Source organism: Pseudoalteromonas sp. T1lg24 (assembly GCF_002964745.1).
Lineage (GTDB): Bacteria > Pseudomonadota > Gammaproteobacteria > Enterobacterales > Alteromonadaceae > Pseudoalteromonas > Pseudoalteromonas spongiae.
This window is the reverse complement of sequence record NZ_PQCB01000006.1, coordinates 285851-306303: the sequence shown is the minus strand read 5'-3', so window position 1 is coordinate 306303 and position 20453 is coordinate 285851. Positions and strand designations below refer to the sequence as shown.

The following is a 20453-nucleotide window of genomic DNA, read 5'->3' as shown; positions in this document are numbered from 1 at the left end:
GGGCGTAAATGATTAGTAAAACGTTTATTAATCGGCCCAAATTTGCGCTGGTTATTTCAATTGTAATTACCTTAGCTGGCTTAATTTCGTTGTATTTGTTGCCAGTGAATATGTACCCTCAAATTACGCCACCACAAATTCAGGTGACTGCTGTATACCCAGGGGCGAGCGCTCAGGTTGTTGAGGAGTCGGTGATCCGGCCCATTGAAGAGCAAATCAATGGGGTGGAAGATATGCTGTATATCGAATCCACGGCCGCTAATAACGGTACTGCTAGCATTACCGTGTACTTTAAAGTTGGTACTGACGATGATATGGCGCAAGTGAATGTGCAAAACCGCGTCGCACTTGCAGAAGCTGGCTTACCTGAAGAAGTAAAACGTCAAGGCGTTGTTGTGCGTAAACAATCCAGTAATATGTTGTTGGGGGTGACGCTTTACAGTACACAAGAAAATCTTGATGAAATCTTCCTGAGTAACTACGCCACAAACTATTTAACAGAGCCTCTAGGGCGTATTCCGGGTGTTGCAAACGCTGAAGTAATGGGTGAAAAAACCTATTCAATGCGTATTTGGTTAAATCCAAACAAAATGTCGTCGCTTGGTGTCACTGTGGCGGATGTGCAAAATGCACTGCGAGAGCAAAACTTAATCGTTGCTGCGGGTAAGCTAGGCGCCAGTCCTGCTCCGAAAAATCAGCAGTTTGAATATTCCATTCAGGCACGCGGTCGCCTAAAAACCCCAGATGAATTTGGCGATACCATTATTAGAGCTACAAACGATGGTGATTTTATTCGCTTGTCGGATATTGGTCGTATTGAATTGGGTTCTAAAGATTACGCGTTTACTGCCAAATTAAATGGTGAAGATACTGCGTTTTTAGTTATTTATCAGCTGCCAGATGCTAACGCGACTGAAGTGGCTGCGAATGTGAAAAAGCAAATGGAAATTCTCTCTGAGCGTTTTCCTGATGGCCTTCACTACAGCATGCCTTACGATACAACTGAATTTATTAACCGTTCGATAGAAGAAGTAGTGGTAACGCTTTATCAAGCAGTTGCGCTGGTAATTCTAGTGGTATTTTTATTCCTTCAAAATTGGCGCGCAACGCTAATTCCGTCAGTGGCAATTCCAGTGTCGTTGGTTGGTACGTTCGCCTTTATGATGTTGATGGGTTATTCAATTAACACGATTACCTTGTTTGGTTTGGTACTGGCTATCGGTATCGTGGTAGATGACGCCATTGTTGTTATTGAAAACGTTGAACGAATTTTAAAAGAAGAAAAGCTGCCAATTAAAGAAGCGGTAAGCAAAGCGATGGAGCAGGTTTCAGGGCCAATTATCGCGACAACTCTAGTATTGCTTGCGGTGTTTGTACCGGTTGGATTTATGCCAGGTATCACCGGTGAGCTTTATAAGCAGTTTTCAGTAACTATTTCATTTGCTGTACTTATTTCATCGATTAACGCATTAACGTTAAGCCCAGCACTATGTACTTTGTTACTAAGTGAAAAAGCAATGAAGCCAATTAAATGGCTAGCACCCGTAGAAAAAGGCATCATTTCTTCTACTTCTAAATATTCATCGACAGTTGGTTGGTTGTTAAAACGCTCAGCGCGTGTAGGTTTAGTAACAGTGTTGCTATTCGCTGCAACAGGTTGGTTAACCAAAGCGGTTCCTACCGCGTTTGTACCAGCGGAAGATCAAGGCTTTTTGTTTGTAGATGTGCAATTACCAGATGCAGCAGCCAGCGGCCGTACTGCTGAGGTAATGGCGAAAGTAAGTGAAACCATCTTAGCTGATCCTGCGGTAACCGATATTATTACCGTATCGGGTATTTCACTGCTTGGTGGTCCTGGTTCAAATAATGGTCTTGGCGTAATTGTGCTGAAAGACTGGGAAGACCGAACTGCGCCAGAACTTGGCTTACAGCAAGTGATCCCACGTTTAATGGGACAGATGTTTGCAATGCCAGATGCGCAAATTTTTGTCTTTAATCCACCGCCAATTCCAGGTTTAGGTACGAGTTCAGGTTTTGAATTTAGATTGCTAGACAGCGAAGGGCGAGCGCCTGCTGATTTAGCGCAGGTGATGAACGGCTTAATTTATGAGGCTAATCAGCGCCCTGAATTAGCTAGCGTATTTAGTACTTTCCGCGCTAATGTGCCGCAGTATTTCTTAGAAATTGACCGAGATAAAGCCAAAGCGCAAGGTGTGGCGTTAAGCGATGTGTTTGTGACCTTACAAGCGCAACTTGGTTCGTTGTACATTAATGACTTTAACCAATTTGGCCGTACTTATCAGGTTGTTATTCAAGCCGAAACTGAGTTCCGTAAAGATCCGTCTGACTTAAATAACTACTATGTACGTGCGAGCAGTGGTGAAATGGTGCCGCTAACGACACTTGCGAGTCTTGAACCAATTTTGGGCCCGACTAGCGTAAATCACTTTAACCTATATCGCAGTGCAAGCATCACAGGTCAACCTGCGCCAGGTTACTCAAGTGGTGAAGCAATTAAGGTGATGCAAGAGTTATCTGCACAATTACCAACAGGCTACATTTATGATTGGGCAGGGCAAACGAAGCAAGAAATTCAAGCTGGTAACTTAGCGCCATTGCTATTTGGTTTAGCGATTATCTTTGTTTACTTATTCTTGGTTGCACAGTACGAAAGCTGGACGATTCCGTTTGCGGTAATTGCGGCCGTACCGTTAGCGATATTTGGTGCGATGAGTGCGCTTTATACGGTTGGAATGGCAAACAATATTTATGCGCAGGTGGGCTTAATACTCTTGATTGGTTTATCCACTAAAACCGCCATTCTAATTGTCGAATTTGCGATGGAACAACGCGCAGCGGGCCACAGTATTTTTGAATCGGCACTGAATGCTGCAAGGTTACGTTTTAGAGCAGTATTGATGACGGCACTGTCGTTTGTACTTGGGGTTTTACCATTAGTATTTGCAACCGGTGCAGGTGCGGGTAGCCGTGTTAGTTTAGGTTTAACCGTACTGGCTGGTATGTTGGCTGCGACTATTTTTGGTACTTTGTTGATTCCAATATTCTATGCGTTGATTCAAAGTATGCGTGAAAAGGTGAAAGCAAAGCTAGCACATGAGTAACAGTTGCACAGGACGACCTGTTATTAGCTGAATTTTAGGCTAACAGTCGGTAGCATGCGTTAAAATCACAAAATATAAGGCAAAGAAGCACTTCTTTGCCTTTTTTGTTTTGATATAATTATCAAAAATTGCGAAGAGTCGAGTTATGAGCAACCAAGAACACCTGTGGACAATTGAAGAAGCGACCAATCACGCGTATGAAGTGTTTCTTGAATTGGCGCCAGACAATTTGTCTGAACAAGATATTGTTGAGTTTAATCAATATCGTGAAGATTTAGGCTTTATTGAAGAAAGCGAGCCGGATGAGTCTTGGCAAGAATTTACCGAATTTGAAATTGAACCAGAGCTGTATATTCAAGTGCTGGTGGGATTAGAGTTTGAAAACCAAGATGTGTTATTTGCGCGCATTTTAATTAGCCGTGATAAAGCAGCGCCCTTTGTTCACGTATTGTGGAAGTAGTTCTTTTTATAAAACTGGTTTTTTAGCTTAGGTGGATTGAGAGTTAGAGTAGTATTAAATGCGTTGGATTGTGTTTTTTTATTGTGTTCTTTTTTGTTCTAAATTACTCGCTGCGGATCCGGATCCGTTTGAAGACTTTGCCGTTTATGGCGAAACCCCAAGTGACGAAAGATATGAGCAAAATAAAGGGCGACTGTTGTTTGGTGATTTAGAACTGGGCTTTATTGTAACGACTGGTAACACTAATACTGCTAGTGCAAAACTCAAAACTAACATCATGCAAGATCTCAATAATTGGCGCAACCAATTGAAGTTTGATTCCTTGGTAAAAAAAGATAACGATAATGACGAAGGCGATGAGCTGTCTGCCACGCGTTATTTCACTTCATTGCAAAGTAACTACTTACTTGAAGACAAAAATAACTCACTGTTTTTATACGGTGATTATGAATTTGATAGATTTAGTGGTATCGAAAAGCAGGCGAGCTTTGTTGCTGGTTACGGTTGGCGCTTTTTAGAAAATCGTAAAGACAGCATTGATTTAGATGTTGGTCCTGGGGTTAATTATCAGGTCAGTGAAACCGATGAATCGGATTTAGGTTACTTGCTGCGATTAGCTTTGCAGTGGGAGCGAATCGTAAGTAAACGCACGCGCTTTAATCAGGATATCAGTGCGGAGCATTCGTTAAGTGGGTTAAACTCCCGCATCAAATCTGAGACGTCATTGGTGAGCCAAATTAGTGGGGCACTTAGTCTTAAGTTTTCATATTTATATCGTTACAACACCATGCCTGAAGAAGGCAAACGCAATTATGACGCTGAAACTAGTGCTACCTTTGTTTTTAGCTTCAACTAACTTGGAAAATTAATGACCTATTCTCATAAACAAATCGCCTGGGCTATTTTACTGCTGCTTTCGTGGATTTTTTCATTTACCTTATTGGCGGTTTACTTAATCGGCCCGATTACAGGTCTGCTGATTTTTTCAGGTTTTGTGGTACTGGTGGCATTTTTATTTCATGGCATGACAGTCTCCGTAAAAGATAACACAATAAAATGGGGTTTTGCTTTTGGCTGGTTTGGTCAAACTTTACCTTTGTCAGAGGTTGTTTCGTATCAGGCTGTGGAGAATTCATGGCGACATGGCATTGGTTTACGCATTAGCCATGATGGGTTTGTGTATTCAGCCCACGGTTTTAAGGCGGTTGAATTAGTGCTGCAGGATGAAACAAAAATTAGGCTTGGTACAAATGATCAAGCTGGCTTAATCGCCGCATTAGATAAGCAAAAAAAATAGCGCCCTAAAGCGCTATTTTTTATTGTCAGTGCTGTAAATTAACAACAGCCGCCATTTTCATCATGTTTGTGATCGTGGTGTGAACCACAGCCACCTTCACCATGAACATGGCCATGTGCCAATTCTTCTTCTGTCGCGTCACGTACTTCAAGTACTTCAACATCAAATGTTAAATCAATACCAGAAAGCGGGTGGTTGCCATCAACAATCACATCGTCTTCTTGAATATCGATAATTACAACAGTTTGCTCACCGTCATCGGTCGTTGCGCGAAATTGCATGCCTACTTCAATATCCATACCGTCAAACATTGACTTAGGTACTGCTTGCATCAAACCGTCGTGACGCTCGCCATAGCCATCTTTTGCTTCAACTTCTACAGTAAAGGTATCGCCAGCTTGTTTATCAATAAGCGCATTTTCAAGACCTGGAATTAAAAAACCCGAACCAATGATGAACTCTAGCGGCTCGTTATCAAATGAGCTGTCGATGGCATTGTTGTCTTTGTCCATTACTGAGTAATGAAGCTTTACTACTTTTTGCTGTGCAATTTTCATATTAAACCTAATCTTCAAGTGTGTAAGGAAGAGCACTCACGCTAAGGCGTGACTCTTCAAGATCTTTAACGCGTAACTGAGCTTGCTCAGATGTGTCGTTTGGCAGTACCGCTTGAATATATGTGCCTTCATCGGTAACCGCAGTGTTAATTACTTTACCGGCTCTACGCCAGTTTTCACCAAGCTGAACTTCAACGTCGCTTGCTGTTTCAATGTGTTGTTCGGCGGCAAATAAGCTGTACATTGCACGCTTGTTTTTGCCTAGGTATTTCATGCGCGCGACCGTTTCTTGGCCTGTATAGCAGCCTTTATTGAAACTAATTCCACCAATCGCTTGTAGATTAACCATCTGCGGAACAAACTCATCGAGTGTTTCAGCATTTAGGCGCGGCAATCCGGCTTTAATATTAGCTGCAAGCCATGCATTTTCATTATTTGTAAGTGTAATTTTGCCTTCAAGTTCAGCCAGTTTTTCTGTTTCAATAACAAGCTGCACTAAGCCTTCGGCTAGCTTTAGCGCATAACCTAATTCAAATTGCACTAAATTGTGGCTGGTAAATGAAATCGCCAATGCAGACTCAATTTCACTGGTGGTTTGCGCTGTTACACCAAGGCTAATAAGTTGCTCGCTTAGGGCAAATTCTACTTTTGAAAAAACACCGTATTTTTTAAGTTCACTAAAGCTTTGCTCGGCTTCAATGTCACTTGCTAACATCAAGTAAGCGTCGTTTGCCGCAATTAGCTTATGTACTGACCAAAGTTTACCTTTTGCATTGCAATGCCCTGACCATAAAAAGGTCGTGTCGTTTAATAAATTAAGATCTTGTGTAACTTGTCCGTGCAGGTAAGACTTGCGGTCTTGTCCGCTAATTTGAATGATTTTTTCTGAAATGCGAGAAGCGACTATCATAATACCCTACCACTGAAAATTAATGCCTTGATTTTAACTTAGATTCCTGATGATTGCATGCTTAGCTTTTGCTACTATTAAGACGCGTGAATTAACGAGGTATAAAATGAGCAATTTAGATAGCAAGGCTAAATTACGTTGGGCGTGTCGACGCGGTATGTTGGAACTTGATGTGTTGCTAAGACCATTTGTTGATGAAGCTTACGACGCATTAACAGATAATGACAAAGCAATTTTTCAACGCTTACTTGCGGCCGATGATCCTGATTTATTTGCTTGGTTTATGGGGCATGAAAAATGTGAGGACGCTGAGCTAGATTACATGGTTAAAACGATTTTAAATCGTGTCCGCGTATAGGTTGTACGTCGCAAAATCTAGCATTGTGCCGAGTGTTTATCTCGGCATTAACCTGCCTATATTTTTCTTTGCTTTACTCCCCGCTGAAAATATTCTCTCTGTTCTACTTGTTTTAGTGTTTCTCGTACTGGTTAGTACTATCTGTTTCTTTAAGCTAAAAAGAGCGCTAGTAAGTGACTGTTATTTGCTGCTCGAAGATGAGCGTGTATTGTGTCAGCACGATGGCAATAAAATCGGTGAAATAAGTCCGTTTAGTATCGTAACTGCATGGTTTGTATTAATTCGCTTTAAACGGCAAAAAAGTAAGTTTAATAAACTGATTTTGCTAAATAAGTTATCTACAAAAGATAAAAAACGGCTACTGAGAGCCGTTTATCGAGATGTTTAAGCTGATGCGTTTTTGTGTAGCACGGTAGGCGTTGGGTTTTCCGTTTGATTTGGGTAATCAAGGGTGTAGTGCAGACCGCGGCTTTCTTTTCGTTCAAGCGCACTGCGAATAATGAGCTCAGACACTTGAACTAGGTTACGCAGCTCCAATAAATTATTACTCACTCTAAAATTAGTGTAGTACTCATCAATTTCTTGTTGCAGTAACTCTATGCGACGAAGCGCTCGTTCTAGGCGCTTGGTGGTGCGAACAATACCAACGTAATCCCACATAAATAAACGCAGTTCGTGCCAGTTGTGAGTAATCACAATTTCTTCATCAGAATTTGTCACACGACTTTCATCCCAGTTTGGAATGCTTGGTGCACTATGTTCTGAATTAAGCTTTGCCATAATATCTTTGGCGGCAGCTTGCGCAAATACGATGCACTCAAGCAGTGAATTACTCGCCATGCGGTTAGCGCCGTGCAGGCCGGTATACGCGACTTCGCCAATGGCATAAAGATTATCTAAATCGGTTTTGCCATTAAAATCTGTCATTACGCCGCCACAGGTATAATGAGCCGCTGGAACCACAGGAATTGCTTCTTTGGTAATATCGAGGCCAACACTTAAGCATTTTGCGTAAATAGTGGGGAAGTGGTCGATAATAAAGTTTTTATCTTTATGGCTGATATCGAGATAAACGCAGTTAGCGCCAAGGCGTTTCATTTCATAATCGATGGCGCGCGCAACTACATCGCGAGGCGCAAGTTCGGCGCGCTCATCAAAATCAGGCATAAAGCGTGAACCATCAGGGCGTTTTAAGTACGCCCCTTCGCCACGCATAGCTTCAGTAATTAAAAAGTTTTGTAATTCAGGGTGATACAAACTGGTTGGGTGAAATTGGTTAAATTCCATATTGGCGACACGGCAGCCTGCACGCCACGCCATTGCAATGCCGTCACCGCTAGAAACATCAGGGTTTGATGTATATAGATAGACTTTACTTGCGCCGCCTGTGGCAAGTGCGACAAAACGAGCACTAATAATTTCAACTTGTTCGGTAATGCGATTCCAAACATATAAACCGTGGCAGCGTTTGCCGGTGTTATTCAGTTTTTCATCGGTGATTAGGTCAATTGCATTATAGCGTTCAAGCAATAAAATGTTTTCATGCTCTTTTACGCGGTCGATAAGCGTGGTTTGTACAGCTTTACCGGTTGCATCAGCTGCATGCAGAATACGACGGTGGCTATGACCGCCTTCGCGGGTTAAATGGTAACGTTCTTTGCCAAGGGCGTTTTTATCCATATCAAATGGTACGCCTTGTTCTATTAGCCACTTCATACAGGTTTTTGCGTTGCTTGCAGTGTAATGAACGGCGTCGCGATCACAGAGTCCACCGCCCGCTGCTAGGGTGTCTTCAACGTGCGATTCAACACTGTCTTCTTTATCAAATACTGCGGCGATGCCACCTTGGGCATACATGGTTGAGCCTTCAGTTAATGGCCCTTTACTTAATACGGTGACGTGACAGTGATTTGCTAAGGTAAGCGCTAAGGTTAGTCCAGCAGCACCACTTCCTACGATGACAACATCGGTTGTTAACTGTGGTGTATTTGTCATACAGGTATCACTTTACAATGCAGGTAATTTATTTGGCATATAATAACACCAATTATGACAATGATAAAAAGACAAAAGTCGCACAGCCATTTTTACCAGGCAGTATAAGCAGGTGAAAAACAGCGAAGAAATAGCGATAACGTGATTTTATGCTAATTTTGCTTAAGGAAAAGTGTTAAAGTGACCCTGTGACAGTCTATTTATCTATGTTTAAGATTAACAAAGATAAATTGATTTAAAGTTTTTATAAAATGTTTCGAACTTTTTCAAACTCCTTGAGTCCTATATTGTGACATTACTCTTGGGAACTAGAGAAAGATTATAAATTAAGAGGAGTACCGGCTCGAATGAGCGAGCAGGATTTGGATTTAGCGCTAGTAAGAAAAGTTCAGCAGGGTGATAAAAACGCATTCAATGTGCTAGTTAAAAAATATCAGAATAAAGTTGCGAACTTAATTGGACGTTACGTCTCTAACCATGGAGATGTTGCTGATATTGCACAAGAAGCGTTTATTAAAGCATATAGAGCGTTACCGGGTTTTCGCGGTGACAGTGCTTTTTACACTTGGCTTTATCGTATAGCTGTTAACTGTGCTAAGAATCATTTAGTTTCACAAGGGCGCCGTCCGCCAGCCAACGATGTTGATGCGGATGATGCAGAATTTTATGATGGCGCTGATGCACTGAGAAGTAATTCAACACCAGAAAACTTGTTGCTAAGCGATGAAATAAAGCAGGTAATTTTTAGGACCATTGACGGCTTACCGGATGATCTTAAAACGGCAATTACATTACGCGAATTAGAGGGGTTAAGTTACGAAGACATTGCCATGATAATGGACTGTCCTGTCGGGACAGTGAGATCGCGGATATTCCGTGCTCGCGAGGCAATCGATAATCGACTTAATCCAATTTTAAATAATGCATAGGTCACTTTATGACTAATTTGAATGAGAAACGAAAAGAACAAATATCGGCATTGTTTGATGACGAACACAGCCTCGAAAGCCGACATTTGGGGGATGAGTTAGAGCACGCTGCATCGCGTTATTCACTGATTGGTGATGTAATGCGTGGCGAAGGCAAAGAACTTATCCAAATCGATATCGCAGATCAAGTTGCACTGGCATTAGAACAAGAAGAAACCTACAGCCAAGTGCCAGAAGCGCCAAGCGTTACTGAGCAAGTTGCTGCGGTAAATCAACAAAGCACAGTCGCAATCTCAAATTGGAAAAAACCGTTTGCCCAAATGGCAATTGCAGCAAGTGTTGCTGCTGTTGCGGTAATTGGCGTGCAATCTGTTCCCCAGGATGCAGATATCATTAGCCCTGAGCCACAACTGCAAAATTTAGAAACCATGCCTTTTGGTGGTACTGCAACGCCAGTAAGTTATTCAACTGAACCTGCGCTTGAAACCGCTCAAAAAGGACTGCGCGAGCTTGAAGAAAAACGTCTAGGTGCGCTGTTATTAGAGCATCAAAGACAATCGCGTATTGCTCAAGCTGAAAAAGCGAAAGAAGACGAGTTGGAGAACAATCAGTAGATGCGAATATTCGTTGTCTTAGCTTGGCTTGTAGTTGCGTTGCCAAGCTTTGCTTCTGAACCTAATGAAGCGAAACAGCTTTTATTAGAAATGGCCAATACGGTCAAAAACAGTAACTTTACCGCCTCGTTTGTAGTTGTAAAAGGGCGAAATAATATAGAACCTTACGCGTGGCGACATGCAAATTACAAAGGCACTGAACTCGAGCACTTAAGTCTGCTCGACGGTGCGGGTGTTGAAATGTTGCGTGTTGGCAATGTAGTTACCTACTTTGAGCCACAAAACCCACCTTATTCTTTAAACAGCTCGTCTTTAGCTGGCCCGATCCCAAGTATTATTTTTAACGATATCAGTGAGCTGGAACCGAATTATCACTTTGCAATTGGTGGCAAGTCACGGATATCAGGTCGTGTAGCGCAGTTAGTACGTATCGAGTCAAAAGACCAAGCAAAATTCAACTACTGGTTGTGGCTTGATGAGCATTCAAAGCTGCCACTTAAAACAGCCTATGTGTCGGCCGCTGGCGAAATTGTTGAGCAGCTGCAAATGACTAACGTTAGTTTTAGTGAACAACCGAGTGTTGAACTTATCGAAATGAGTCAGCAAAACCTGCCTGCGCCAGTAACCGCTGTAAAAGAAGAGCAAAGTATTGAAACATGGCAAGTTGATGCTATGCCAACGGGTTTCGCACTGGTAAAATCAGAGCGTCAAACGTTAAACTTAAACGGTGAGCTTGCCGATTATTATCTTTACAGTGACGGGTTAATTGAAGTGTCGGTCTTTATTCAAAGACCGCTTGCTAGTAATAGTCGTAGCAAAGCGCTTTCGGCAGGTGCTACAACGGTATTTATTCATCAAGCACCAGGCTATGAAGTCTCTGTGATTGGTCAATTGCCGCCAATGACTGCTAAACTAGTAGCAGAATCAGTTCAACGCGCTAACTAATGATTGAAAAAACGTTTACGGTGGCCAAAGTAGATAATACTTTGGTCACTTTTGCATTACCTAAACCCCAAGCATGCAGTGGTTGTGATGGTAAATGCGGCTCGCTTACCTTTGCTAAACTATTTGCTAATAAACGTTCAGAACTTACGATTGTAAGTGATGCTGCCCTTGAAGTCGGGCAAAAAGTCGATTTAACCTTAGATGATTCTCATGTCATTAAAATGTCGTTGTGGACGTACATGGTGCCTTTGCTGCTTGCTTTAGTGTTTACCATAGTTGCGGCACTGTCTTTGTTGTTAGTGAAGGGTGGCAAATTTTATCTGCATTGCTAGGTGGTTATACGGGGTTTTTGCTAGCAAAAGCGAAGCAAACGGGACTTAAAAATCGCATTAAAATAAAAAAAATTCACCCAATCAGCTTACCAATCACGCAAATTAATGGTGATTAGCCCAAATTAAGGGTAAAATCGGCGTTTTGATTTTGAACCCTATTTATTTAGAAGTATTGAATCCAACATATGAAGCACATTCGTAACTTTTCTATTATTGCCCACATTGATCACGGTAAATCGACTTTATCGGATCGTTTAATCCAAGTCTGTGGTGGTTTATCTGATCGCGAAATGCAACAGCAGGTACTGGATTCAATGGACCTTGAGCGTGAGCGTGGTATTACCATTAAAGCGCAAAGTGTTACGCTAAACTACACTGCTAACGATGGCGAAACATACCAACTAAACTTTATCGACACACCTGGACACGTTGACTTTACCTATGAAGTTTCGCGTTCATTAGCAGCGTGTGAAGGTGCATTATTAGTAGTTGATGCTGGTCAAGGTGTAGAAGCACAAACAGTTGCTAACTGTTACACCGCGATTGAAATGGATTTAGAAGTACTCGCAATTCTAAATAAAATCGACCTACCGCAAGCTGATCCTGATCGCGTGTCAGAAGAAATTGAAGATATCGTAGGTATTGATGCAACGGGTGCAACTCAGTGTAGTGCAAAAACAGGTCTAGGTATCGACGCGGTACTTGAAGACATTGTTAAAAATATTCCACCACCAGAAGGTGATCCAGAAAAGCCATTACAAGCGCTGATTATCGATTCATGGTTTGACCCATACCAGGGCGTTGTATCACTTGTGCGTATTAAACACGGCGAGCTGAAAAAAGGCGATAAAATCCAGATCATGTCAAATGGTCAAGTTCACATTGCCGACAAAGTAGGTATCTTCACGCCAAAACAAACTGAAACGGGCACGTTAAGAACGGGTGAAGTAGGTTTTGTTATCGCGGGTATTAAAGATATTCACGGTGCACCAGTAGGTGATACCATCACCTTGCAACGTCAGCCAGCTGATGCTCCATTACCGGGTTTCCAAAAGGTAAAACCGCAAGTGTATGCGGGTATGTACCCAATTTCATCAGACGAATACGAAAGCTTCCGTGATGCGTTATCAAAACTAAGCTTAAACGATGCGTCGTTATTCTATGAGCCAGAAAACTCAACTGCGCTAGGTTTTGGTTTCCGTTGTGGCTTCTTGGGTATGCTACACATGGAAATTATCCAAGAGCGTTTAGAGCGCGAATACGACATGGACCTTATTACTACTGCACCAACGGTAGTGTATGAGATTGTTGAAAAGGGCGGCAACGTTATTCACATCGACAACCCATCTGATTTACCGCCAGTTGGTAATATTGAAGAAATTCGTGAGCCAATCGTTGAAGCAAATATTCTTGTGCCACAAGAGTACCTTGGTAACGTAATTACCCTGTGCGTTGAAAAACGCGGTATGCAAACAAAAATGGCTTATCACGGCAACCAAGTAGCGATTACTTACGAAATGCCAATGGGTGAAGTAGTAATGGATTTCTTTGATAAATTGAAGTCAACCAGTCGTGGTTTTGCGTCTCTTGATTATAACTTTAAGCATTTCCAACCAGCCGATATGGTTCGCGTTGATATTCTTATCAATGGTGACCGTGTTGATGCACTGGCAATTATTTGTCACCGTGATGCATCTCAATCACGTGGTCGTCAATTAGCGGAAGCATTAAAAGAGCTTATTCCGCGTCAGATGTTCGATATTGCGATTCAAGCAACCATTGGCGGGCACGTAATTGCACGTACTACTGTAAAACAACTTCGTAAAAACGTAATCGCGAAGTGTTACGGTGGTGACGTATCACGTAAGAAAAAGCTATTACAAAAACAAAAAGAAGGTAAAAAGCGTATGAAACAACTCGGTAATGTTGAAGTACCTCAAGACGCCTTCCTAGCCATTTTGAAAGTGGGCAAGTAAGGAGTTAATGACATGGCGGGTTATTTTTCAATATTTTTAGTATTGTTGACCTTAGGTTCGGGCCTAATTTGGTTAATCGATCACTTAGTTTACGCGCCTAAGCGTAAAGAGCGTATTGCCGTGGCGCAAGGCGCAAGTGGTGTGCCGTTAACCGAAGAAGTGATCGAGCAGATTGCACCGCAGCATTCAATTGCTGAAACAGCGCAGTCGATTTTTCCTATGGTTGCCGCCATTACTATTTTCCGCTCGTTTTTGTATGAACCGTTTCAAATTCCATCGGGCTCAATGATGCCAACCTTGTTAAAAGGTGATTTCATTCTGGTGGAAAAATACTCTTATGGTGTAAAAGACCCAGTTTGGCGCTCGCAACTGATGGATGTTGGCACGCCAGAGCGTGGTGACCCGTTTGTATTTAAATACCCAGAAGACGATAAAATTGATTTTATTAAACGTGTAGTGGGTTTACCGGGCGATACCATTATTTATCGCAATAAAGAAATTTACATTAAACCTAAATGTGATGCAGAGCAAAGTGATAGCCAAGGCTTAACTTGTGGTCAGTTTAATAAAATGGAACGTGAACTGGTAAATCAAGGTGAGTTTATGCTCGCTGGTGTGCCACAAATTCGCGCGACAGAACAGCTTTCAGGTTTAACACACGATATTTTAATTAACCCAGCAATGCCTGAACTATCAGGTCGCTATTATCAGCAAGCGGGTACGGCACAAGACGAGTGGCGTGTACCAGAAGGCCATTATTTTGCAATGGGTGATAACCGCGATAACAGCCAAGATAGCCGTGTTTGGGGTTTTGTACCAAAAGAAAATTTAGTAGGTAAAGCAGTATTTATTTGGATGAGCTTTACTTTTTCAGAAGACGAAGACAGTTTATTACCGTCTTGGGTGCCAACTGGTGTGCGCTTTGAACGCCTTGGCAAAATTCAATAATCTTTTAACAAGTTAATAATGACTAAAGACGTAAACTTATTATTTAAGAAGATAGGTTACAGCTTTAACGACGTTCGCTTGCTAGAGCAAGCAATGACCCATAGAAGTTACCGAGGTGCTCACAATGAGCGCCTTGAGTTTTTAGGTGACTCGATTTTGAGCTTCGTTATAGCTGATGCTTTGTATCATCAATTTCCAAAAGCCCGTGAAGGCGATTTAAGCCGTATGCGCTCAACGCTAGTACGCGGTCAAACATTGGCGGAATTTGGTGTGGAATTTGAACTTGGCGATTTTCTTCGCCTTGGTCCGGGTGAGCTGAAAAGCGGTGGTTATCGCCGTGAATCAACGCTTGCTGATGCCGTTGAAGCAATTATAGGTGCTGTATTTTTAGATTCAGACATTGAAACATGTCGTGAATTAGTACTTAACTGGTATCAAACGCGTTTACAAGCAATTACCCCAGGGCATAATCAAAAAGACCCAAAAACCTTGCTACAAGAGTATCTGCAAGCCCGCAAGATCCCTCTGCCTAGCTATAATGTAATTGATACGAAAGGCCAAGCGCACAACCAAGTATTTACGGTTGAGTGCTTAATTGAGAATAAACCTCAAGTAGTAGCTAAAGGAAGTTCGCGTCGTAAAGCAGAACAAAAAGCAGCTGAGCTTGCATTGAAGATGATTAAAGATGACGCTTGATAAAGACCTGTTAGATGCGCCAATTGATACTCACTGTGGCATGATTGCCATTGTGGGCCGCCCAAATGTGGGTAAATCAACGCTGTTAAACCGTTTGGTTGAGCAAAAAGTGAGTATTACTTCACGTAAGCCGCAAACTACGCGTCACCGCATTATGGGTATTCATACTGAAGGCAAATACCAAGCCGTGTATGTTGATACTCCAGGTCTTCACAGCGAAGAAAAACGCGCAATTAACCGTTTAATGAACCGCGCTGCATCAAGTTCAATTGGTGACGTGGAACTGATTATCTTTGTGGTTGAAGGTACCCGTTGGACAGACGACGATGAGATGGTACTTACTAAGGTAATGGGCAGTGGCGTGCCTGTCATTCTTGCTATTAACAAAGAAGATAACGTTAAGGAAAAAGAAGAGTTACTACCACATTTGCAGTGGTTAGCAACGAAAGGTAATTTCCTTGATATGATCCCAATTTCAGCAAAGCATGGCAAACGCGTTGAGCAAATCAAACAGCACGTTCATAACACTTTGCCTCAATGTGAATTTTACTTCCCAGAAGATTACGTAACCGATCGCTCAATGCGCTTTTTAGCGGCAGAAGTGATCCGCGAAAAATTAATGCGCTTTATGGGTGACGAGCTACCGTATTCCGTGACTGTTGAAATTGAACAGTTTAAATGGATGGATAACGGCGTTTGGCAAATTAATGGCTTAATTTTGGTTGAGCGCCAAACACAAAAACGCATGGTGATTGGTAATAAAGGCGAAAAGCTTAAAGTAATCGGCCGCGAAGCACGTAAAGATCTTGAAGATATGCTTGATAATAAAGTGTTCTTAGAACTTTGGGTAAAAGTGAAATCAGGTTGGGCTGATGATGAACGCGCACTTCGCAGCTTAGGCTATGGTGAAGACTAAGGCCTAATCAATGCAACACTTTGTGCCAGCTTATTTACTGCATTCACGTCCATTTAGCGACTCGCAGTTAATGTTGGACTTGTTGGTACAAGGTGTTGGTCATATCCGCTTGTTGGCTCGTGTGAAGGGCCGCAATAGCATCAAACAAAAAGCCAATCTACAACCATTTAGTCGCCTTAGCGTACAATATGTTGGCAAAGGCGATATCAAATACTTAAACCAATACGAACTAGAGAGCCTTGTCGCACTCAAAAATAAAGCCTTGTACTGTGGTTTTTATCTCAACGAATTGACCGCTCGCTTAACACCTATCAATGAACCACTTGATGAAATATATGAGCTGTATCATCAGCATCTAACACAGTTAGCGAATGATGAAGACTACGAACCCATTTTACGTTCGTTTGAATTTCAATTATTAGAAGCGCTAGGTGTAGGGTTAGATTTTTCTTTTGACGCTCACGGCTCTGAATTGAAAGATGATACGTACTACCAGTATCAAAATGAACTGGGTTGGTTGTCGTTAAAAGGTAGTCGCCGAGGTTTAAGTGGAAAGCAAATACAACAAATTGCATGCTTAGACTTTTCTGATAAGCTAACGCGTACATTAGCAAAACAACTGGCACGCTATTTACTTAATCCGCTTTTAGGGTATAAAAAACTGAAAAGCCGAGAATTATTTGGATCTTAATTTATGAAAGATATTTTATTAGGGGTCAATGTTGACCATATCGCAACGTTAAGACAAGCCCGTGGCACGCAATTTCCAGACCCAGCACATGCAGCAACCGTTGCAGAGCACGCTGGTGCAGATGGTATTACTATTCACTTACGTGAAGACCGCCGTCATATTCAAGACCGTGATGTATATGTAATGGCAAAAACCATTCAAACACGTATGAATTTAGAAATGGCCGTTACCGATGAAATGATAGGTATAGCGCTTGAGGTAAATCCAGAATACGTATGTTTAGTGCCAGAAAAACGTGAAGAGCTTACCACCGAAGGCGGCCTAGATGTGATTGGCAACGAAGCAAAAATTGCCGATGCAGTAGCAAAACTCAGTGCAGCCGGTATTAAAGTATCGCTGTTTGTTGATGCAATTGAATCGCAACTTGATGTCTGTGCTCGAGTAAAAGCGCCATTTGTTGAAATTCATACCGGCGCGTATGCAGACGCTGAAAACGATAAAGACCGTGATGAAGAACTCTCGCGTATCGCCGCTGGTTGTAAATACGCAGCAGATTTAGGTTTAACCGTAAACGCAGGTCACGGTTTGCATTATCATAATGTAAAACCAATCGCCGCCATTCCAGAAATTTACGAGCTTAATATTGGCCATGCAATTATTGCGCGTGCAGCGATTGATGGCTTAGCAAAAGCCGTTTCAGATATGAAACGCTTAATGCTAGAAGCAAGAATGTAAATTGTGTTTGTCGCTGCTTTTAGCAGCAGCGACATTCCAGCACTTATTCCATTATTTAGAAGAGATTAAACTCACAAGTCCCCGTCAAAATCTTAAGTCTACTTTAACGGTAAACTTTTACTCTACACTCTGAATTGCCCCAGCATCTTGCATTAAACTCGATAAACAATCTTGCAGTTCAAATATTTCTGGTTCGATGTCTTTAAGCGCTTGTGCTTGTTTTAACGCAGTTTCGATAGTTTCAGCTAGGTTTTTGATTTTGGGCACGCCAGTGTAACAACAGGCGCCATGAAATTTATGGATAATACTTAATAGCTCTTTGCTGTCACTATCGCCAAAGGCTTCGCTAATTAACTTTTGTGTTTCGGGAATACTAAGCAATAACATGCTTAGCATTTCGTTCGCGAGATCTTCTTTTCCGCCAGCGCGCTGTAATGCTAACTGCCAATCAATCATATTGCTCGAAAACGGTGGTTCACTGCTAATTAATTTGGCGGGTTGTACTTTCGGTTGATAATCTTTTGAACCAAACTCTGCGATGGTTTTCATTAAAATTTCTTCATCGATTGGTTTGGTTAGGTAACTGGTAAAGCCATTGCTTAACAGCGACTCTTTTTCACTAGCAAGTGCATGCGCAGTCACGGCAATAATCGGTGTTTGCTCATTAAGAGACGATTCTAAAATGAGTTTGCATGCGGTTACGCCATCCATAATCGGCATTTGAATATCAAGCAGTATCACATCGTACTTACGGCTTTTTGCAAGGCTAACCGCTTGTGCTCCATTATGTGCGGTATCAAAACTTTCAATTTTGTCGCGCAGTAGTGCACACATTAAGCGCAAGTTAGCGTCGTTATCATCCACCACAAGTGCTTTTAATGGCAATGTTTCTTTATCTGTTGCCGGAGTGCTAATAGTTGGGTGATCAAGTCTGTATGGGGCGGCAAGTGTATGGCACAGCTTGCGATGGTTCATTGGCTTTGACAAACACGCATCGGCGCCGGCATTAATCACCACCTCGCGATAGCTATGCGATATGGTATTAACTAATACGTATAGGTAATCACATTTTTCCCGTGCACGCTTAATTAGTTCGCGGCATGCGTGTAGGTCGTTGGGGTCAATGTTCACAGCAAGCAGGCCAATATCAAAATTAAACGCCTGATTTTGCGCTTCTTCCAATTCGCCAAATGTTGCACATGCAGTCACATTTAACTGCCAGCTTTCTAATAATTCTTTGCCGGCTTCAAAGCTGTGTTCAAACGGTTCAAAGAATAACACGCGTTTTTGCTCTAACGGACCAAGTGGTAAATCTACCGCATATTGGTGTTTTGGAATTTCAAGTTCAGCATTAAAGGTAAAGCAACTGCCTTTGCCTAGCGCTGAATTTAAGGAAATTTTACCGCCCATTGCTTCAACTAAGTGTTTGGTAATAATCAAACCAAGACCGGTACCACCAAACTTACGAGTAATGCTGGAATCGGCCTGACCAAACGCCAAAAACAGCGAATCTTGTTTATTGCTATCGATGCCAATGCCGGTGTCTTTGACAGAAATAAGCAGTGCTTGCTTATGGTCGCTTAACATACGGCCGGTTACGTCAATAGTAACGCTACCATTGTCAGTAAACTTAATCGCGTTACTAATAAGGTTGATTAAAATTTGTTTAAAGCGGGTAGGGTCGCCTATTACATGATCGGAAATCCCATCAGCAACATATAGCGATAATTCAATGTGCTTTTCGTGGGCGTTCGGTGCTAATAAAGTGAGTGCCTCGTTAATGGTGTCGCGCAATTGAAAATGAATATGCTCAAGTTCCATTGCACCCGCTTCAAGCTTAGAGAAATCTAGAATATCACTAATAATTGTGAGCAGGCTTTTTGCCGAAAATTCAATGGTATCGAGGTAATCTTTTTGGTGCTTATTGAGTGGTGTTTTAGATAACTGGCGGGTAAAGCCAATAACACCATTAAGCGGCGTTCTGAGCTCATGACTCATTTTCGCTAAGAAATCAGATTTAACTTGGTTTGCTCTTTGCGCCTCGCGTTTGGCAAAATTTAGCTTAATATTTTGTGTTTCGTATTGTTCAAGCGTTTCGCGGTAGTCGCTAATAGCTTGGTCGATATGGCGCTGCATTTCATCTTTTTGCGTAACCATATTGGCCGAAATATCGTTAAGGCCGCGTCTTAAAATTTCAAACTCGCCTGCCATACGCTCATCGAGTCCGGTTTCTAATTCATCACTTTTTAGCTGATCAACCGCAAACACCAGCTTTTTGATTGGATCACTTAAGCGATTAGAAAAACGAAACGCAATTACTAACGCGATGGCTACGGCTAAACCAATAATCACAATACTAAACAGCAAAGCACTTTGGCGCGCAATCACTGCGCGGTCGTTACTAATTTCTACGTTTACATAGGCTTTTACTGGTAAATGTTGGGAAATTAATAAGCTGTCTTGTGACAGTGCGTTTTTATCGAAAATTGGAAGCGAAAACAGAATGCTTTTATCAAATTGTTTAATGTAAAGCTGTTTTGGCAATGCGTTGCCGTTTTCAAATTTAAACTCTTCTATCTCTGGGTAATAGTTACTGGTGAGAATAAGTTCATGATCGGCATTGAATAATACAATTGATTTTATGAGTGGAGCGTGTTGATTGTGTGTATCACTAATAACCGACTTTAATTCAACAATATTGTTGCTGTTTAGCGCATGCTCTATGGCTTTTGCCAGCGGCGTGGAAATGGTTTGCCCTTGTTCTGTGAGAAAATCGTTAAGTTCTTGATAGCGAGTTAAGGTAAAATAACTGCCTAGGATAATACCTACCGTTAAGGTGGGTACTAAAGTTAATAGTATTATCCAGTCTCTTAAGCCAAATCTACTCATCGGGTGCGATTGTTATAATAAATTATTATGACACTGAGTTAAGGTTAAAGACTAAAGCGATATTAGGCAAACAATTTATAGGG

At 41.8% G+C, this 20453-nt stretch carries 20 protein-coding genes; 16 read left to right on the top strand and 4 right to left on the bottom strand.

All coding sequences use genetic code 11. The features are described 5' to 3' along the window. The first annotated feature begins 8 nt into the window (after window positions 1-8). The 4 genes from C2M30_RS04440 to C2M30_RS04425 all read left to right on the top strand — a co-directional run bounded on the left by C2M30_RS04440 (window position 9) and on the right by C2M30_RS04425 (window position 4879). Window positions 9-3122: an efflux RND transporter permease subunit gene (locus C2M30_RS04440; RefSeq protein WP_105170800.1), complete on the top strand. Its 3114-nt coding sequence runs from the start codon at window positions 9-11 to the stop codon at window positions 3120-3122. A gap of 145 nt (window positions 3123-3267) precedes the next feature. Further along, window positions 3268-3582, top strand: a complete 315-nt coding sequence (locus tag C2M30_RS04435; protein WP_010560781.1) for an HI1450 family dsDNA-mimic protein — start codon at window positions 3268-3270, stop codon at window positions 3580-3582. A gap of 58 nt (window positions 3583-3640) precedes the next feature. Next, window positions 3641-4438 carry a DUF481 domain-containing protein gene (locus C2M30_RS04430; protein WP_234004681.1) on the top strand — a complete coding sequence of 266 codons (798 nt, stop codon included), beginning with the start codon at window positions 3641-3643 and terminating at the stop codon, window positions 4436-4438. Between the two features lie 12 nt (window positions 4439-4450). Next, window positions 4451-4879, top strand: coding sequence for a hypothetical protein (locus C2M30_RS04425; protein ID WP_105170799.1), 429 nt, complete (start codon window positions 4451-4453; stop codon window positions 4877-4879). Between the two features lie 38 nt (window positions 4880-4917). On the opposite strand, the gene C2M30_RS04420 is transcribed toward C2M30_RS04425, so the two are convergent. Together C2M30_RS04420 and ygfZ are read right to left on the bottom strand one after the other, a co-directional pair. Next, window positions 4918-5436 (bottom strand): FKBP-type peptidyl-prolyl cis-trans isomerase, encoded by a 519-nt coding sequence (locus tag C2M30_RS04420; protein WP_054978579.1) that lies wholly within the window; start codon window positions 5434-5436, stop codon window positions 4918-4920. 7 nt (window positions 5437-5443) lie between these two features. Next, entirely contained in the window at window positions 5444-6346 is a 903-nt protein-coding gene (gene ygfZ / locus C2M30_RS04415; protein ID WP_105170798.1) for a tRNA-modifying protein YgfZ, read from the bottom strand. A 106-nt stretch (window positions 6347-6452) separates the two neighbouring features. On the opposite strand from ygfZ, the gene C2M30_RS04410 reads away from it, so the two are divergent. Further along, window positions 6453-6704: an FAD assembly factor SdhE gene (locus tag C2M30_RS04410; protein ID WP_010560776.1), complete on the top strand. Its 252-nt coding sequence runs from the start codon at window positions 6453-6455 to the stop codon at window positions 6702-6704. Between the two features lie 184 nt (window positions 6705-6888). Continuing rightward, on the top strand, window positions 6889-7092 hold the full coding sequence (locus C2M30_RS21475; RefSeq protein WP_158683317.1) for a hypothetical protein: 204 nt from the start codon (window positions 6889-6891) through the stop codon (window positions 7090-7092). On the opposite strand, the gene nadB is transcribed toward C2M30_RS21475, so the two are convergent. After that, window positions 7089-8699 (bottom strand): L-aspartate oxidase, encoded by a 1611-nt coding sequence (gene nadB, locus C2M30_RS04400; protein WP_105170796.1) that lies wholly within the window; start codon window positions 8697-8699, stop codon window positions 7089-7091. The genes C2M30_RS21475 and nadB overlap by 4 nt on opposite strands. A 347-nt stretch (window positions 8700-9046) precedes the next feature. On the opposite strand from nadB, the gene rpoE reads away from it, so the two are divergent. The 10 genes from rpoE (at window position 9047) to pdxJ (ending at window position 17481) form a co-directional block, all read left to right on the top strand. Further along, complete coding sequence (gene rpoE / locus C2M30_RS04395) at window positions 9047-9628, top strand: RNA polymerase sigma factor RpoE (protein WP_010560773.1); 582 nt, start codon at window positions 9047-9049, stop codon at window positions 9626-9628. A gap of 8 nt (window positions 9629-9636) precedes the next feature. After that, a complete protein-coding gene (locus C2M30_RS04390; protein WP_105170795.1) occupies window positions 9637-10242 on the top strand; it encodes a sigma-E factor negative regulatory protein in 606 nt (201 codons plus the stop codon). Continuing rightward, window positions 10243-11187: a MucB/RseB C-terminal domain-containing protein gene (locus C2M30_RS04385; protein ID WP_105170794.1), complete on the top strand. Its 945-nt coding sequence runs from the start codon at window positions 10243-10245 to the stop codon at window positions 11185-11187. Further along, the gene (locus C2M30_RS04380) at window positions 11187-11519 is read left to right on the top strand and encodes a SoxR reducing system RseC family protein (RefSeq protein WP_234004680.1); all 333 of its coding nucleotides are present in this window, start codon (window positions 11187-11189) and stop codon (window positions 11517-11519) included. Before C2M30_RS04385 ends, C2M30_RS04380 begins: the two co-directional genes overlap by 1 nt. Window positions 11520-11704: 185 nt before the next feature. Continuing rightward, window positions 11705-13495, top strand: coding sequence for a translation elongation factor 4 (gene lepA / locus C2M30_RS04375; RefSeq protein WP_010560769.1), 1791 nt, complete (start codon window positions 11705-11707; stop codon window positions 13493-13495). 12 nt (window positions 13496-13507) lie between these two features. Further along, entirely contained in the window at window positions 13508-14443 is a 936-nt protein-coding gene (lepB, locus tag C2M30_RS04370; protein ID WP_105170793.1) for a signal peptidase I, read from the top strand. Between the two features lie 18 nt (window positions 14444-14461). Continuing rightward, on the top strand, window positions 14462-15139 hold the full coding sequence (gene rnc, locus C2M30_RS04365; protein WP_010560767.1) for a ribonuclease III: 678 nt from the start codon (window positions 14462-14464) through the stop codon (window positions 15137-15139). Then, on the top strand, window positions 15129-16055 hold the full coding sequence (era, locus tag C2M30_RS04360) for a GTPase Era (protein ID WP_010560766.1): 927 nt from the start codon (window positions 15129-15131) through the stop codon (window positions 16053-16055). The genes rnc and era overlap by 11 nt, the downstream gene beginning before the upstream one ends. A 10-nt stretch (window positions 16056-16065) precedes the next feature. Next, on the top strand, window positions 16066-16746 hold the full coding sequence (recO, locus tag C2M30_RS04355) for a DNA repair protein RecO (protein WP_100912888.1): 681 nt from the start codon (window positions 16066-16068) through the stop codon (window positions 16744-16746). Between the two features lie 3 nt (window positions 16747-16749). Then, the gene (gene pdxJ / locus C2M30_RS04350; RefSeq protein WP_105170792.1) at window positions 16750-17481 is read left to right on the top strand and encodes a pyridoxine 5'-phosphate synthase; all 732 of its coding nucleotides are present in this window, start codon (window positions 16750-16752) and stop codon (window positions 17479-17481) included. A 117-nt stretch (window positions 17482-17598) separates the two neighbouring features. On the opposite strand, the gene barA is transcribed toward pdxJ, so the two are convergent. Next, on the bottom strand, window positions 17599-20370 hold the full coding sequence (barA, locus tag C2M30_RS04345) for a two-component sensor histidine kinase BarA (protein WP_105170791.1): 2772 nt from the start codon (window positions 20368-20370) through the stop codon (window positions 17599-17601). Window positions 20371-20453: the final 83 nt, after the last annotated feature.